Genomic DNA, 16,530 nt, shown 5'->3' with positions numbered 1-16,530 from the left:
AATTCTTTAATCAACTCACTAAGTTCTGCGGATTACCCTCAACAAACCCATCAATATTATCGATTAAGATATCAGACAGTTTTTGAATCGAGCTGTCGCTGCCCCACGCCACATGTGGAGTGAGTAATAAGTTCGGTAAGTGGCTATTAGCCAATAGTGGATTTGAGTTGTCGGCTGGCTCTTGTGTAAACACATCCATACCTGCGCCTGCAATCTCATGTTTTTTCAAAGCCTCAACTAGGGCTTGTTCATCTACTAGACCTCCGCGCCCGGCATTAATTAATACCGCGCTCGATTTCATCATTGTGAGCTCTCGCTCTGAAATCAGATTTTGGGTCGCATCAGTCAATGGGCAATGTAGACTGATCGCATCCGCTTGCTTCAATACCGTATCAAAAGGTAGATACCCTTCTCGACAAGACTCTGCTCCTTTTCGCTCGGCAAACATCACCTTCATACCAATCGCTTTGGCTAACATTGCGGTGGCTTGACCTAAGCTGCCACTCCCCATCAACCCCAGTGTGCTGCCAGCCACATCTTGAATCGGATGAGTAAAGAAGCAGAACTGCTTGTCCTTTTGCCACTCGCCCGCCTCAATGTCTTTATGATAACCAACAAGGTTTCGTTTAAGTGCAAACAGCATTGCGATGACATGTTCAGGAACCGATTGAATCGCATAGCCTTGCACGTTTGTCACTGCAATGTTTTTAGATTTGCAGTATTCCACATCGACATTATTGACACCGGTCGCTGAAACCGCGATCAACTTGAGTTTTTTCGCACCAGCGAGATTCGACTCATTGAGCACTACCTTGTTAGTGATCACCACATCAGCTTCTTCAACTCGCTCTGATACTTGCTCAGGAGCTGTGAAATCATACTCTACCCATTCATGCTCAAAGCTCAGAGGCTTTAAATGAATTTGAGATGGGATAGTCGCTCTATCGAGAAACACAACATTCAGCGTTGGCATTCTTCTTCCTTGGTTAGATCTATGAATCAGTCCATTCTAAGCTTTTAGCTTACTGTAGTCTGGAAGCTCAAGCGCAATTTCAAAGTGCTGTTCGATTTGTGGGGATGCTTGAGGATAAAAGTCACAGGGAACAAAGGCTTTAAACAATTGATTATTCGCTGGATGATAAAAGCTCAGCTCACACGCATGCAAAGCCAACCTATCACTGTATTCAAATGCTTCTGATGTTGCGTAAAACTCGTCGCCTACAATTGGATTCCCTAGCGCCATGCAGTGCACGCGTAACTGATGGGAACGACCCGTAATAGGAAGTAACTTCAACAGTGTGGTTTGAGGCTCTTGTTGTTCGACGATATAACGAGTCTGAGAGGGTTTTCCATCCTCGAAACACACTTTCTGCTTCGGCCGGTTTGGCCAATCGCAAATAAGAGGGAGGTCAATCAAACCTTCAGCTTCTTCTACTGAACCCCATACTCGGGCGTAATAGAGTTTGTGTGTCAGTCGATATTGAAATTGCTTCTTCAAATGACGCTCAGCTTGTTTGTGTTTAGCGAGCAGCATCAAGCCCGATGTCGACATGTCTAATCGATGCACGACTTGAATCTCTGGAAATTCGACAACCAAGCGACTCCACATACTGTCGTAATGCTCAGGTAACCTACCCGGAACAGAAAGCAGGCCTGCAGGCTTGTTCACCACAAGAATATCGTCATCTTGATAAACAATATCAATCCACGGTTCACGTGGTGGTGTGTACTGTTCTAACGCCATTGAAGCCTCTTAATTGCTAGTGAAAAAATAATTCACGGTTGATTCGTTTATAAATAAATACAATTTTCAATATTTTCGTACATAAAAGTTGACGGCTTTACAAAACATGGTATTGATAGGGTAACGGAAAATAAGAAGTCAGCATCAAAGGAAAAATGATGGAAAGTACGGTTAAAACAACCACCGAAAAAACACAAACCTCTGCTCCCCTATCAAGTTTAATCAAGTCTCTTGGCCCAGGCATTATGATGGCCGCAGCAGCTGTAGGTGGCTCACATTTAGTTGCCTCGACCAAAGCTGGTGCGATTTATGGCTGGCAGCTCGCCGCACTTATTATCCTGGTAAACATATTTAAATACCCATTCTTTAGAGCCGGTATCCAATATACTCTTGGCACAGGACAAAGCTTGGTTGAAGGTTACTCTAACCTTGGCAGACCTTACCTTGTAATCTTTTCGATATTGAGCGCAATTTCCGCCGTGGTAAATACTGCAGCACTACTGTTATTTAGTGCAAGCCTACTCAGTTACTTTATTCCTTTCGAATTGGCCACCAGCACATTGTGCATGATCGTTTTAGCGACCTGCTTGATCATTCTGTTTGCTGGCCATTATCGCGCGCTTGATACGCTGTCCAAAGCGATCATGGCGATCCTGACCATCACAACCTTAGCTGCAGTCGCCATTGCTATCGGCTCTCCAGTTGAACCGGATGCTGCTTTTGTTCCACCGTCGCCTTGGTCATTGGCTGCTATTGGCTTTATCGTGGTGACTATGGGTTGGATGCCTGCGCCTATCGAGATATCCAGCATCACCTCTATGTGGCTAAAGAGCCAAAAAGAGAAACAAGAAGTCACGGCTCAATCAGCGCTATTCGATTTCAATGTTGGCTACATTGGTACTGCACTACTTGCACTAGTGTTCGTTGCGTTAGGCGCTCTGGTACTTCACGGCTCGGGGGTTGAACTGTCTCGCTCTGGTGTTGGCTTTACTCACCAGTTAGTCGGTATTTATGCTTCTACGATTGGTGAATGGTCTCGTCCACTGATCGCCATCGTCGCTTTCTTCTGTATCTTTGGCAGCACCATTACCGTTATCGATGGCTACTCACGCGTACTTGCTGAATCACAGCGACTATTATTTAAAAAAGAGTCGAGCCCACGCATGCTGCAAGGCTGGATCATCATTGTCTCTATCGCGGCCTTGGCGATTGTGATGTTCTTTAGTGCTGCGCTGATGCCAATGTTGGATTTTGCGATGGTACTTGCGTTTGCAACGACACCGTTCTTCGCTCTGCTTAACTTCATTTTGGTAAACAAAGCCAAGCTTCCTGAAGCTCTAGCGATTGGCACCAAACTAAAATGGTTGTCTGTAGCGGGTCTGGTTTACCTATTTGGTTTCCTAGCGGTATTTGTTTGGTGGAAGTGGTTGATGTAATTCCTCAGTCAATACACCTTTCAACAACCAATACATCTTTCAAACGCTAGATAACAATAAGGCCTTCGTAATGAAGGCCTTATTTCGTTGAAGCATTTCGCTACTTCAAACTAGTTGTGAGAAACCACAATCAAGCGTAATGAATCTAGCTGAACCTGAGCTTTGCTGATGTAACCTGTCAGTTCATTGATTTGAGCTTCGATAACCTCAAGCTCTTCATCACGAATATTCGGGTTCACCGCTTTAAGCGCTTGTAGACGCTCTAATTCACCGTTCAGGTTAGTCTGCATATCTCGTTGAGCTTGTTCACGCACTTCTTCCACTTTAGGAAGTACGTGCGTCTCACCCGCTTCGATTAGCTTGTGAATTTCACCTTGTACCGAGTTAACTAGCTTGCTCGCTAGGTGACGGTTTACAGGGCTTAATTGACGGTTAAAGCTGTCGAACTCAACCTGAGCTGATAAGTCATTACCACGGCCATCCATCATCAAACGAATTGGCGTCTTAGGCAAGAACTGGCTGATACCGCTGCGTTTCGGCGCTTGCGCATCCACAAGGTAAACCAGCTCAAGCAGGATAGTACCCACTGGCAGCGCTTTGTTTTTCAGTAGTGATACCGCTGATGCACCCACATCTTCACTCAGTAGCAGATCAATACCGCCTTGAATCATTGGGTGCTCCCAGCTGATGAAGTTCATGTCTTCACGAGAAAGGGCTGTATCACGATCAAACGTGATGGTTGCGCCTTCGTATGGTAAGCCTGGGTAGCTTGGCACCATCATGTGCTCAGACGGCGTTACAACCAGAGCATTCTCACCCTTGTCGTCTTGGTTCAAGCCAATCGTATCGAACAGGCTTAGTGCAAACGTTACTAGGTTAGTGTCGCCGTCAGTCGAGGCAATCTTCTCTGCAATTTCATGCGCTTTGTCGCCGCCGTTTGAGTGCATTTCTAATAGGCGATCACGGCCTTTTTCTAGATCTGATTTCAGGCTTTGATTTAGCTTGGCAGACTCTTCAATCACTTCATCAAGTTGCTCAGTGTTACCAGAAGCCAGCATCTCGATAAGAACATCTGAGTACTTATCGTAAACCGTGCGACCCGTTGGACAAGTTTCCGCAAATGCATTCAGACCTTCATCGAACCAACGCGCAAGGATCGCCTGTGATGTGCCTTTTAGGTAAGGAACATGAATGTCGATATCACGCAGCTGACCGATACGGTCCAAACGGCCAATACGTTGCTCAAGCAAGTCTGGGTTGAATGGAAGATCGAACATCACAAGTTGGTTAGCGAACTGGAAGTTACGACCTTCAGAGCCGATTTCACTACAGATAAGAACCTGAGCGCCGCCCTCTTCTTGAGCAAAGTAAGCCGCAGCTTTATCACGTTCAAGGATCGACATGCCTTCGTGGAATACGGTTGCACGCACACCTTCACGCTCACGCAGTGCTTGCTCTAATTGAAGCGCCGTACTTGCACGTGATGCGATCACTAGGATTTTCTCGCTGCGCTTGTCTTGGATCTTTTCAATCAACCAGTTAACGCGTGAGTCGAACTGCCACCAGCTTGAATCTTCACCTTCAAACTCTTGGAAGATCTCTTCTGGATACAGCATCTTCATTGCACGAGCTTCGGGAGCCATTTTGCCACCGATCATGCCAGATACACGCATTGAGGTTGTGTACTGCGTTGGAATCTCCATCGGCAGTAGGTTTACATTACGCTTAGGGAAGCCTTTGATTGCAGCACGTGTGTTTCTGAAAAGAACACGGCCAGTACCATGGCGATCCATAAGGTTATCAATCAATTCTTGGCGAGCTAACGCTTGCTCTTCTTCGCTGCTATCACCTTCGATAACGCGGAATAGAGGCTCAACATCTTGCTCAGAAAGCAGTTCCGTAATCTGGTTCTTCGCGCTGTTTTCAAGCTTCACTCCAGAGAACAGAGCCGTTACTGCATCAGCAACCGGTGCGTATTGGTCTTCTTCTTCAACGAATGCTTCGTAATCGTAGAAGCGATCAGGATCAAGCAGACGCAGACGTGCAAAGTGGCTCTCACGACCAAGCTGTTCAGGCGTTGCTGTTAGTAGTAGCACACCAGACGTATTTTCCGCTAAGCCTTCAACCACTTGGTATTCACGGCTTGGTTTGTCTTGGCTCCACTCAAGGTGGTGCGCTTCATCGACAACCAACAAGTCCCACTCGCCTTCAAGTGCTTGCTCGTAGCGCTTACGGCTCTTACGTAGGAAGTCCAAAGAACACAGAACGTACTGCTGGGTATCAAACGGGTTGTCTGATTCAGCAAACGCTTCAATACAACGCTCTTCATCGAAGATAGAAAAATGCAGGTTGAAACGGCGCATCATCTCTACTAACCATTGGTGTTGTAGAGTTTCAGGAACCACAATCAGAATGCGTTCAGCACGGCCAGACAGCACCTGTTGGTGGATGATCATGCCCGCTTCGATGGTTTTACCTAGGCCCACTTCATCAGCCAGTAAAACGCGCGGAGCGTGACGACGACCCACTTCATGAGCGATGTATAGCTGATGAGGGATCAAGCCAGCACGCATACCACACAAGCCACGCATCGGGCTCTTGTGTTGTTGGTACTGGTTGCTTAGCGCACGGTAACGCAACACAAAGTTATCCATACGGTCGATTTGACCTGCGTATAGCTTATCTTGTGGCTTGTTAAAGCGGATCTGGTTGCTTAAGAAGATTTCACGCAGAGTGACTTCTGTTTCTTGGGTATCTTCGCGAGTACCTAAGTAGGTTAGCAGCCCTTTGTCTTCGATAACTTCTTCGACAGACAGAGACCAACCTTCTTGGCATTCGATGACATCGCCTACATTAAACGTTACTCGGGTTACGGGAGCATCAGTACGTGCATAAACACGGTTTTCTTCTGACGCTGCAAACATTAGTGTCACTGTGCGAGCATCCATTGCTACAACGGTACCTAAACCTAAATCGCTCTCCGTATCGCTTATCCAGCGTTGCCCCAAAGCAAATGTCATGAATCGACTACCTCAATCTTATAGTTGGAATTTGGTCTTCTTAACTGCAGTTTTAAACAAGAACATTATCGCTCCTGAACTAAAAATATAGCCAAAAATGTCTAGTTTGCAGCCACTTTTTAAGTGCGCTCTCAATAATAAATATCTCGAGAAAATGGTGCAGAAAAAGGTCGCTAATCTTACTCGATGCTGTGATTTAGGTCACGCCTAAAGGAGATGATTTCATGCTTTTTTTCTGTTTTCGCCAGTGCAATCAAACTGTCAAAAATTCATGGTTAATCTATAGGTAGCAGATTGCTGCTCTCAAACGAATACACCATATTCACTCGTAACGATATGGTGCTGTTCCTCTAGATGAAGTTTAGGTGAGTAGTTGACTATCACCAGAATCAGATACTAATCTTTATATGAGCTTTATCTACGTTCAATGAATGCAAGGCAAGCCGCACGTCGGCAAGGAGATGCTATGGGCGAGACCAACCGGAAGCTATTTGTTTTAGACACCAATATCCTACTTCACGAACCCTTCGCTATATTTTCTTTCCAAGAGCACGATGTCGTTATCCCCATGACAGTGCTAGAAGAACTCGACAGAATCAAAGACAGTAAAAGAGACGTTGCTCGAGATGCGAGAATTGCGATTCGAACGCTCGAAGACCTGTTCAGGGAAGCCACACCAGACCAAATATCGGAAGGCATCCCTTTTTCTAAAGACATAAATGCATCTGGCAGTATTTCAATACTCGCTGACTACGAACTTCAAGAAAGCATCAAAGCCTTTGCCGATGACAAGGCGGGCGATAACCGAATCCTCAACGCTGTCCTCTATCTTCAAAATAAACGCGCACCACGCGAAGTGGTTCTCATCACCAAAGACATCAATATGCGTTTACGAGCAAAAGGCGCCGGTGTACGTTTTGTTGAAGACTATCAAACTGACCAACTGATTGATGATATCCAATACCTCACCAAAGGCTTCCAACAACTGGAAGGCTCATTTTGGGATGGTATCGATAATGTCGAGAGCAGAAGTTTAGGCGGCAAGACGCTGCACACCTTAGCAAGAGCGCCGTTCGAGCCAACCTTCCTCAACCAATATGTGATTGACGAAGAAAGTGACTTTGCCGCTCGAGTCGAGGAGATTGAGCCGGAAAGCATTACCCTGAGAGACCTCAGCCGCGAAAGATTGATGAATCGCAGAGCATGGGACATCACACCAAAGAACGTCTATCAAGGCATGGCGATTGATGCGCTGCTCGACCCTGATATTGATCTTGTGATTCTCACTGGCGCCGCAGGTAGTGGTAAGACACTGCTTGCTATGGCTGCTGCACTTGAACAAACCATTGAACGTAAGCAATTCGATAAGATCATCGTAACCCGCAACACCCCTGATATTGGTGAATCGATAGGTTTCCTTCCGGGTACAGAGGAAGAGAAAATGTTGCCTTGGTTAGCCGCAGTGACCGATACACTGGAAGCGCTGCACAAGAACGACCACTGTACAGAAGGCTCGATGAAGTACATCTGTGACAAAGCCAATATCCAGTTCAAATCAATCAACTTCATGCGTGGCCGCTCGATTCAAAATGCCTTTGTGCTTTTGGATGAGTGTCAGAACCTCACCGCTTCACAGATAAAAACCATCATCACCCGTTGTGGTGAAGGTACTAAGATCGTCTGCTCAGGTAACTTAGCGCAGATAGATTCTTCTTACCTAACCCCTGTGACTTCAGGCTTAACCTACATGGTTGAGCGTTTTAAAAACTTCGAAGGCAGTGCCAACATCCACCTCAATGGTGTGGTGCGTAGCCGACTAGCTGAGTTTGCGGAAGAGAACATGTAGTGACTCTATACGCTCACTGAATCAGTAATCTAAAAACAAAAAGCGCCTCACATTGGAGGCGCTTTTCAATTTAATATTTTGAAGTAAGTCGGCAGAGGTTAGTCTGAATTACTCAGTACCACCAACGGTTAGCGAGTCTAGTTTCAATGTTGGTTGACCAACACCCACTGGCACACTTTGACCAGCCTTACCACACACACCCACACCACGGTCGATGCTTAGGTCGTTACCCACCATAGACACCTGCTGCATCGCTTCGATACCAGAACCGATTAGCGTCGCGCCTTTCACTGGGTGAGTGATCTTACCGTTTTCAATCATGTACGCTTCAGACGCTGAGAATACGAACTTACCTGATGTGATATCGACCTGACCGCCACCGAAGTTCGGTGCGTAGATACCTTTCTCAACCGTCGCGATGATCTCTTCCGGTGTGTGTTCGCCCGGTAGCATGTATGTATTCGTCATACGTGGCATTGGAAGATGCGCGTATGACTCACGACGACCATTACCTGTCGGTGCTACACCCATTAGACGAGCGTTCAGCTTATCTTGCATGTAACCTTTTAGGATGCCGTTTTCGATTAACGTATTGTACTGACCGTTAACACCTTCATCATCGACGTTCAATGAACCGCGTAGATCCGTTAATGTACCGTCATCGACAATCGTACATAGGCTTGAAGTTACTTGCTCACCAACTTTGCCAGAGAATACTGACGACTCTTTACGGTTGAAGTCGCCTTCTAAACCGTGGCCTACCGCTTCATGCAGCAGAACGCCCGGCCAACCAGAACCAAGAACCACAGGCATGGCACCAGCAGGCGCTGCAACCGCTTCAAGGTTAACTAATGCTTGGCGAATCGCTTCATCCGCAAATTGGTAAGCAACTTGAGTGCCTTTGTCATCACTTAAGAAGAAGTCGTAACCAAAACGGCCACCACCACCAGCGCTACCACGCTCACGACGATCACCCTTCTGTGCAAGTACGCTAATAGACAAGCGAACCAGCGGACGAATATCACCAGCGTAAGTGCCATCAGTCGCAGCAACCAGCATCTGCTCATGCACACCACTTAAACTCACCGATACTTCAGTCACCATCGGCTCTTTAGTGCGAATGTAAGCATCTAATGATTTTAGTAATTCTGTTTTCTGCTGTTTTTCCCAACTCGCAAGCGGGTTAACTGCATCATAGTAAGCTTGATTAGAGTTGCGTTTGAACGCTTGAACCTTGCCGTTTTGACCTTGTTTAGCAATACCACGAGCCGCAATTGCGCTCTGCTTAAGACCATCCAATTGGATTTGGTCAGAGTAAGCAAAACCAGTCTTTTCACCAGATACTGCACGAACGCCAACACCGCAATCGATATTGAAAGAGCCGTCTTTAATAATGCTGTCTTCTAGCACTAAAGATTCGTGCCAGCTTGACTGAAAGTAGATATCAGCATAATCAATTTGGCGGGTAGCAATACTCGCCAATGTATCTGCGATATTTTGCTCCGTAAGCCCTGTCGGGTTCAGTAGCGCTTCTTCAATTTGATTAATGCTCATAGATGGCTCTTGTTTGTAATTAAAATTGATTGGTAAATCGAGAGTGTTGCGCGATGGGCATATTTTGCCTAATGGACTCGCAACTGGATGTGTCTATCTCAACCACCATACTTTTAGGATCTTGGTCTAACTGTGCGACCACTCGTCCCCATGGATCAACCACCATTGAGTGTCCCCATGTTTCTCTTTGGCAAGGGTGTTTTCCGCCTTGACCTACCGCGACAATCCACGACTGTGTTTCAACCGCGCGGCATCTTAATAGTACTTCCCAGTGCGCTTGACCCGTTACCGCTGTAAAAGCCGCAGGCACCACAATGATTTGTGCCCCTTGCTTACGTAACTCTGAATACAAGTGTGGAAAGCGCACATCATAACAAATACTCAAACCTAAGCGACCAAAAGGCGTTTCCGCTGTCACAACTTAGTTGCCCGGAGTGAAAATATCCGACTCTCGATAGCACTTATGGGCGTCAGCGACATCCACATCAAACATGTGTAGCTTGTCGTAATGAGCAACGAGGCAACCAAAATCATCAATCACCAAGGTGGTGGTCGTCACTCCGTTAGTTGTGCTTATCGGCATACTGCCAATGACGATCCAAATTCTGTGAAGCTTTGCTAGCTCAGAGATTTTCTTTTGCAGTGGGCCATCATTAAAAGGCTCAGCACACTGGTGATAGTCGGCTTGACTGCCAAAAACTAACGCGTTTTCAGGGCAAACAACCCACTTAGCCCCCAACTCTTTGCACTTTGCAACTTCTTGAGCAAGGTACTCAAAGTTCAATTCAGGGCTGGGGCCAGATGTCATTTGAATCAACCCAACACAATCCATGTGTATCGCTCCTCCATTCATTATGATTCAGAAATCAGCATTTCACCGTATATTCGCTGACTCGGGCATAAGGTCTTTTCGGCTAATTTAAGGCCTATTCGGCTAATTTTCTCAGCTTCTCTGGCAGCTGAAACTCGCCAGAGCTACGAGAAAGTTCGCTCACCGTTGGTGAATCCAATGGTCCTTTCACCGAATAATTTACTTGGGTAAAGACTTCCACAACTGGCGAGATAACCGTGGTCACCGCCAATACGTACAGCGCCGTTTGAGGGGTTACCGCAAAGGCCGTTAATACGGGAATACCCGAGGTAATATCTGGGGTAAAGTTCACCTCAGCATCAACCTGACGCGTGTTGAGGTTAGCGATACCTTTGATTTTCATCTCACCTGCGACCGCATCCATGTTCAGATCATTGGTCAGGAAGATACCATTTTGAATCTCGCCCGTTCCGGTGATGCTGTTGAAGGCCATACCTTTATCAAACACATCTGAGAAATCGAGCTGCATCTTACGGATGATCGAATCTAGGCTAAACAGGCCAAGTAATCGAGCTGCGCCGCTCACATCCGAGATAATGCCTTTACCAAACTTGGTTTTAACGTTGCCATCAAGGGTATCCATTTTGATTCCCCAAGGCGAACCATCCCAATTTAGTTGACCTTCCAACGCGAATGGCGCTTTTTGAATCCCGGAAGTAATACCAAAGCGCTCCATGAGCTCGCTGTTGTTTTCACCTTCAACATCAACGGTTAACGATGAATGACTCTTGTCACCTTGCAGTTCCCACCAGCCACTCACATCCGCTTTGTTACCGCCGCTTCGCACCTGGATTTTGTTCCACTCGATACGATCTTCGTTCCTCGTCATTTCAACATCGACCTTACCCACCTTGTAGCCTTGCAGCCAAAAGTCGTTCAGCGTCAGGGTCAGGTTTGGCATCGCATCGTGGATCTCTCTATCCAATTTGGATATCAATGGCGCAGCTTGTTCTTTACGTTGCAGCAGTTGCTGATCTTGGTTGTTCTTATCACTCCACTCAGGAACAAACAGATGCAGACGATCCAGTGAAACTGTCAAATCATAAGGAGGCAGGTAGTTAATATCCCCTTCTAGCTCTTGGCTAGACACTTCCATTTGCCACGCCTGTTTGTTCTTACTAGCACTAAAATCGACGTCATTCCAAGAGATACCACCCAAGATCAGCTCTTTACTCTCAAAGGTAATACGGCTTGGCGCAGGTATGGTTGGCGTGTTCATTTGACTAAGTACAGCCGTTGAAGGCTTTACCGGTTCCATTACAACCGATAACCAATCATCGGCATTGAATTTGTCTGTACGAATCAGGGCGTGATGGCCCACCACCGGGCTAATTTTGTAGCCACCGCGACCAAGCACTAAGTTGGTCGCCGTTAACTCAGGCACGTCGCCTGTGATATCAATCTCAGCTTGGTACTTGGTGTTTGGCAATTGCAGGCGCGCGGTAATCGTCTCTTGGTTACCCGATGCCTGTAGCCTTGCAGAGCCACTTTCTAGTGATTTTTTCGCCAATGGATATGGGTAATCACTCGCCAAGTATTTTAGGTCTGACTGTAAGTCTAGTTGGTAGGTAAAGCCGATATCATTCAGCTGGATATCAATCTGGCTTTGCCATTGCGCATGACCTGATAAGCGGCTTAACCATTGCTCCCCGATGTAAGGTTCTAGAGGCTTGACGTCCCAATCACCTAACACATCAATATCAACTGCATAGCCAGGACCATCATTAAGGCCCTTAAAATCAAGCGAGATACCTTGGTTAAGAAGATCCGCAGCGAGGCCATTTGCCGTCACTACGTCATTATCAAATTCAATTCGACCCGTGGTGTTCTCGAGCACCATTGGCGGCGCTTCAATCTCAACATGGTTGCCACTTAAGTCGGCGTAACCCCATGCTCTTGCTTCTTTTTCAGAATCAAACGGAATATTCAGCTGGAACTCAGAAGAGACATCACCACTCACTTGAAGTGCGGTTAAGGCTGCGCCTACCGAGCCCACCAGTGGCGAAGACGTCATGTAATCGCGTACTGCGTTGCCAGACGCCGTCGCTTTAGCTTCAATTTCAATATGGCCGCCTTCCCCTAAATAAGGAATGCGTCCTGTGATTCGATCTGCCGTCACATCCATCAGTTGAGCTGAGCGAGAATCCAGATGCATCGCATCATTTTCAAACAACAGATCAAGCTGAAGATCAGTAATCAGTGGCCACGCGGTATCAAAGCTGAATTTCGCATCTTCTAAGCCAACCCAAACCTGGAAAATACCATCGTGGTTAGTGTATGGGTATTGAGACAAATCACCATGCCACAACAGTTTTACGGTATCCGCTTTACCGGCTTGAATCGCAGTTGAAAGGTAGTCTGTTAGATCTTGCCCAAGAGCCAGTGTAGGTAAGTAGCGCCATGTTTCACCGACATTGTAAGCGTCCGCTTCGCCGTAGAAGGATAAAAACGGGCTCGCATCTTTTGGGAAGTCTAAGCGGAATGCGCCTAGTACTTGTAAATCGGGGGTGGCAGCTGTGATTTTGTCTGACCACAGCTTCCAGCCGTTTTCATCTTGCTGCCAAACAATATCAACCTGACCTTGTTTGATATTCAAAGGCGCTTGGAATACGTCACCATAAGGGAACACATCGTCAATAACATGCAGGCTAGCTTTCGCTTCCGAGGCCGAACCAAACACACTACCAGACACTTGGCTAAAGCCTGGGACTAGTTCCCACTGCTCGATAGCAAGATCAGAAAAACTGGCTGAATAACGTAAACTGTCAATTCCCGAACCCATGGAAACACGAATATCAGAAACAGAGCCGCCCGGCGCCAATACGTTAATCATTTTGGTTGATTGTTCAGAGTCAGGCAGCAGCTTAATCAACGGAGTAATAGTCGCAATATCCAGCTCAGAAATGTTAAGTTGCCATGGACCTTGATTCCACTTGAACGCTACGTCGAGTTCCGGCCAAGGTGTGTCATCCGTTCTAAGGTTTAGTGAGTGACCATTTACTTGCCAACCATCATCAGTCGGCGACAACTTAAAGACACCGGACTCAAGCATGAGGTCATGCTCGCCATCTTCGTTCCACGCCAGTTCTGAGGGTAAAACCTCAACATAAGCGCTCACTGGCTTGCTATTTCGCAGCGTAAGCCAGCTATTCAAGCTCACAGTACCCGTTTCAATGCCGGATTCCGCCTGCATATAATGCGTAAGCCATGGCTTAACAGAAATGCTGTCGGCACTGACATAAAACTCACCAGTCACATCAGTCAGTGACCCACCATCAATAAAGTTAGCACTCACTGACAGAGAGTTTAGATTGGCACCTTTGATACTCACCACACCTTCAGCAAGGTGATGTTTGTCTGAGTTTTGCCATTTTAAGGTTTCTATATCGAGCTGACGTTCTTCACCCGAAACAGAGTGATAAAGAATAGAAGAATCTTTTGCAGTTACATCGACGAGTGTTTTTAGCAGTAAATTATCGAGCTCTTGCATCGCTCGCTGGGAAGAGCCAGAATCTTTAGGCTCATCTTTGCCATTTTGCCCAGCAAACAGCTCAATTGAGCGGATATCAAGATACATTTGATTCATGACCAACTCGGCCACAACCGGGCGCATCTGTACGACCGATTGAATCAAGTCAAACTCGACTTCAACACGCTCGACAGAAAAGCTCACATCTTCCGCATTGGGAAGGCTGGCTTTAACGCCTTGCAGAGCAATAGAGGGGTGAGTGTTACGCCAAAAACCGCCCACATCTTGAATCGAAAAATCAAAACCGGAGTGTTGGTTTACCCAAAGCTCAATTTCAGATTGATACTTGTTTAAATTGGGCAAGGCTACACGCAGTGTAGTAACGGCAATGGCTAGCGTTACTAAGAGAGTAACCACTAACCATAAACATGCACGTAGAATCAGAGTAACGCTTGAGCTCACAAAATTTCCATTACATCATAACAACATCAAACTGCTCTTGTATGTACAGAGGCTCAGCCTGGATTTTAACTTGCTTACCAATAAAGACTTCAAGCTCCGCAAGCGCATGAGATTCATCGCCCTCTAACGCCTCAGCTACGGCAGCTGCCGCATAGACCACAAATTTATCGGCGTCGTACGCACGATTCACTCGCGTGATCTCTCGAAGAATTTCATAACAAACGGTTTCAACTGTCTTCACACTGCCGCGGCCTTCACAAGCAGGACAGCTCGAACATAGGATATGCTCAATACTTTCACGAGTACGTTTACGAGTCATCTCAACCAACCCAAGCTGCGTGAAGCCATTAATATTGGTTTTCACACGGTCTTTGTCGAGCGCAGCCTCTAAAGAAGTTAGTACTCGCTTACGATGTTCCTCAGACAACATATCAATAAAGTCGATAATGATGATGCCACCTAAGTTACGTAGACGCAGCTGACGAGCAATCGCTTGAGTCGCTTCTACATTGGTGTTGAAAATCGTCTCTTCTAGATTACGGCGACCAACAAACGCGCCAGTGTTGATATCAACCGTGGTCATCGCTTCAGTTTGGTCAATAATCAAATATCCACCAGACTTTAATTCGACTTTACGATCCAATGAACGCTGAATTTCGTTCTCGGTATCGTACATATCAAAGATAGGTTTATCACCTTCATACAGCTCAAGCTTGTCTGTCAGCTCTGGCACGTATTCAGAGGTAAACTCTTTTAGGTTTTCATACTCTAGACGAGAATCGACCTGAATCTTACTCAGCTCAGTACCGACAAAATCACGCAAGATACGTTGGCTTAGGCAAAGTTCACCATACAAGCGAGTGCGCGCTTTGTGTTTACCACGACGCTCAAGAACCTTTAGCCAAAGTCGCTTCAAGAAAGCGGCATCTTGTGCAAGTTCATTCGAGTCAGCGCCTTCAGCCGCAGTACGGATGATGAAGCCACCGTGTTCGTCACAGTAACGAGACACGACTTTTTTAAGACGGTTACGCTCAGACTCGCTGTCGATTCGTTGGGAAACGCCGACATGACTTGCGCCCGGCATAAACACCAGATAACGAGACGGTAGAGTGATATCCGTGGTTAGGCGGGCACCTTTAGTTCCAAGAGGATCTTTGACCACTTGCACCACAATGTCTTGCCCTTGACGAACAAGCTCTGAAATGTCACGAACTTGAAACTGCTTCTTTTCATTTTCAGCAACACATTCAGTGTGTGGAACAATATCAGAGGCGTGTAAAAAAGCTGCTTTTTCAAGGCCTATATCCACAAAAGCCGCCTGCATTCCCGGAAGAACACGGCTTACACGTCCTTTATAGATATTTCCTACGATACCGCGTCGAGCATCTCGTTCGACATGGATCTCTTGAAGAGCCCCCCCTTCAATCATGGCCACACGAGTTTCACTCGGGGTCACGTTCAGCAACAATTCAGCACTCATGGTGCACCTCAGATTAGTAATTATAAGAATTCTTGCAGTAGCTGGTCCGTTTCAAATAAAGGTAAGCCGACAACGGCGTAATAACTACCTTCAATTCGGGTAACAAAGCGTCCGCCCAAACCTTGGATCCCATAGCTACCGGCTTTATCGCATGGCTCCCCTGTTTGCCAGTATTGTTCTATTTCTTTTTCACTGAGGGGTTTAAACCATACGTCGGTAATAATGATTTCTGTTCTTTGTTTTTCTTCTGAAACCACAGAAACCGCCGTCATCACTTGGTGACGTTCATTCGCTAACTGAGTAAGCATGCGCTTAGAGTCAGCAAAATCGGTGGGTTTCTCAAGCACTTGCCCTTGACTAACAACGACGGTATCAGAACCAAGAACGACTATATCAGAGCCATTATCTACAGTATCAGAACTAGGAACGACATGCTGCCTTTCAGAAGGGTTATCTTTTAATAAAGACAACGCAGCTAAAGCTTTATCTAAAGATAGTCGCTTAACATATTCTTCGGCGGTTTCTTGAGCGTGTTTACACTCTTCAACATCGGTTACGAGGACAGAAAACTCATAACCGAGTTGAGATAGCAATTCTTTGCGGCGTGGAGAGCCGGATGCCAAAACTAAATGTTTCTTTTCCATCGTC

At 46.4% G+C, this 16,530-nt stretch carries 9 protein-coding genes and 1 pseudogene; 2 read left to right on the top strand and 8 right to left on the bottom strand.

The features are described from left to right. Nucleotides 1–10: 10 nt before the first annotated feature. Both AB6D58_RS03535 and rluA read right to left on the bottom strand, forming a co-directional pair. Nucleotides 11–973: a D-2-hydroxyacid dehydrogenase gene (locus tag AB6D58_RS03535; protein ID WP_229647483.1), complete on the bottom strand. Its 963-nt coding sequence runs from the start codon at nucleotides 971–973 to the stop codon at nucleotides 11–13. A gap of 36 nt (nucleotides 974–1,009) precedes the next feature. Continuing rightward, nucleotides 1,010–1,744 (bottom strand): bifunctional tRNA pseudouridine(32) synthase/23S rRNA pseudouridine(746) synthase RluA, encoded by a 735-nt coding sequence (gene rluA, locus AB6D58_RS03530; RefSeq protein WP_372156508.1) that lies wholly within the window; start codon nucleotides 1,742–1,744, stop codon nucleotides 1,010–1,012. A 158-nt stretch (nucleotides 1,745–1,902) separates the two neighbouring features. Here rluA and AB6D58_RS03525 point away from each other — a divergent pair, with 158 nt between their 5' ends. After that, on the top strand, nucleotides 1,903–3,180 hold the full coding sequence (locus AB6D58_RS03525) for an NRAMP family divalent metal transporter (protein ID WP_102530529.1): 1,278 nt from the start codon (nucleotides 1,903–1,905) through the stop codon (nucleotides 3,178–3,180). Between the two features lie 110 nt (nucleotides 3,181–3,290). Here AB6D58_RS03525 and rapA read toward each other — a convergent pair whose 3' ends face one another. Then, a complete protein-coding gene (rapA, locus tag AB6D58_RS03520) occupies nucleotides 3,291–6,200 on the bottom strand; it encodes an RNA polymerase-associated protein RapA (RefSeq protein WP_372156507.1) in 2,910 nt (969 codons plus the stop codon). A gap of 466 nt (nucleotides 6,201–6,666) precedes the next feature. On the opposite strand from rapA, the gene AB6D58_RS03515 reads away from it, so the two are divergent. Next, on the top strand, nucleotides 6,667–8,046 hold the full coding sequence (locus tag AB6D58_RS03515) for a PhoH family protein (RefSeq protein ID WP_017062953.1): 1,380 nt from the start codon (nucleotides 6,667–6,669) through the stop codon (nucleotides 8,044–8,046). A gap of 108 nt (nucleotides 8,047–8,154) precedes the next feature. Here the strand turns inward: AB6D58_RS03515 and tldD are convergent, their stop codons facing one another. The 5 genes and pseudogenes from tldD to AB6D58_RS03490 form a co-directional block, all read right to left on the bottom strand. Next, nucleotides 8,155–9,600, bottom strand: coding sequence for a metalloprotease TldD (tldD, locus tag AB6D58_RS03510; protein WP_017061366.1), 1,446 nt, complete (start codon nucleotides 9,598–9,600; stop codon nucleotides 8,155–8,157). Then, a pseudogene (locus tag AB6D58_RS03505) lies at nucleotides 9,597–10,432 on the bottom strand (carbon-nitrogen hydrolase family protein). Before AB6D58_RS03505 ends, tldD begins: the two are co-directional and overlap by 4 nt. Nucleotides 10,433–10,526: 94 nt before the next feature. Continuing rightward, complete coding sequence (locus AB6D58_RS03500) at nucleotides 10,527–14,402, bottom strand: YhdP family protein (protein ID WP_372156506.1); 3,876 nt, start codon at nucleotides 14,400–14,402, stop codon at nucleotides 10,527–10,529. Nucleotides 14,403–14,412: 10 nt separating this feature from the next. Beyond that, nucleotides 14,413–15,882 (bottom strand): ribonuclease G, encoded by a 1,470-nt coding sequence (rng, locus tag AB6D58_RS03495; protein WP_017061363.1) that lies wholly within the window; start codon nucleotides 15,880–15,882, stop codon nucleotides 14,413–14,415. Nucleotides 15,883–15,902: 20 nt separating this feature from the next. Next, entirely contained in the window at nucleotides 15,903–16,526 is a 624-nt protein-coding gene (locus tag AB6D58_RS03490) for a nucleoside triphosphate pyrophosphatase (protein WP_017062955.1), read from the bottom strand. Between the last annotated feature and the right edge of the window lie 4 nt (nucleotides 16,527–16,530).

Source organism: Vibrio sp. 10N.239.312.D08 (assembly GCF_041466145.1).
Classification (GTDB): domain Bacteria; phylum Pseudomonadota; class Gammaproteobacteria; order Enterobacterales; family Vibrionaceae; genus Vibrio; species Vibrio crassostreae_C.
Note: the sequence above shows the minus strand (reverse complement) of the source record. Positions and strands in the feature narration are given on the sequence as shown.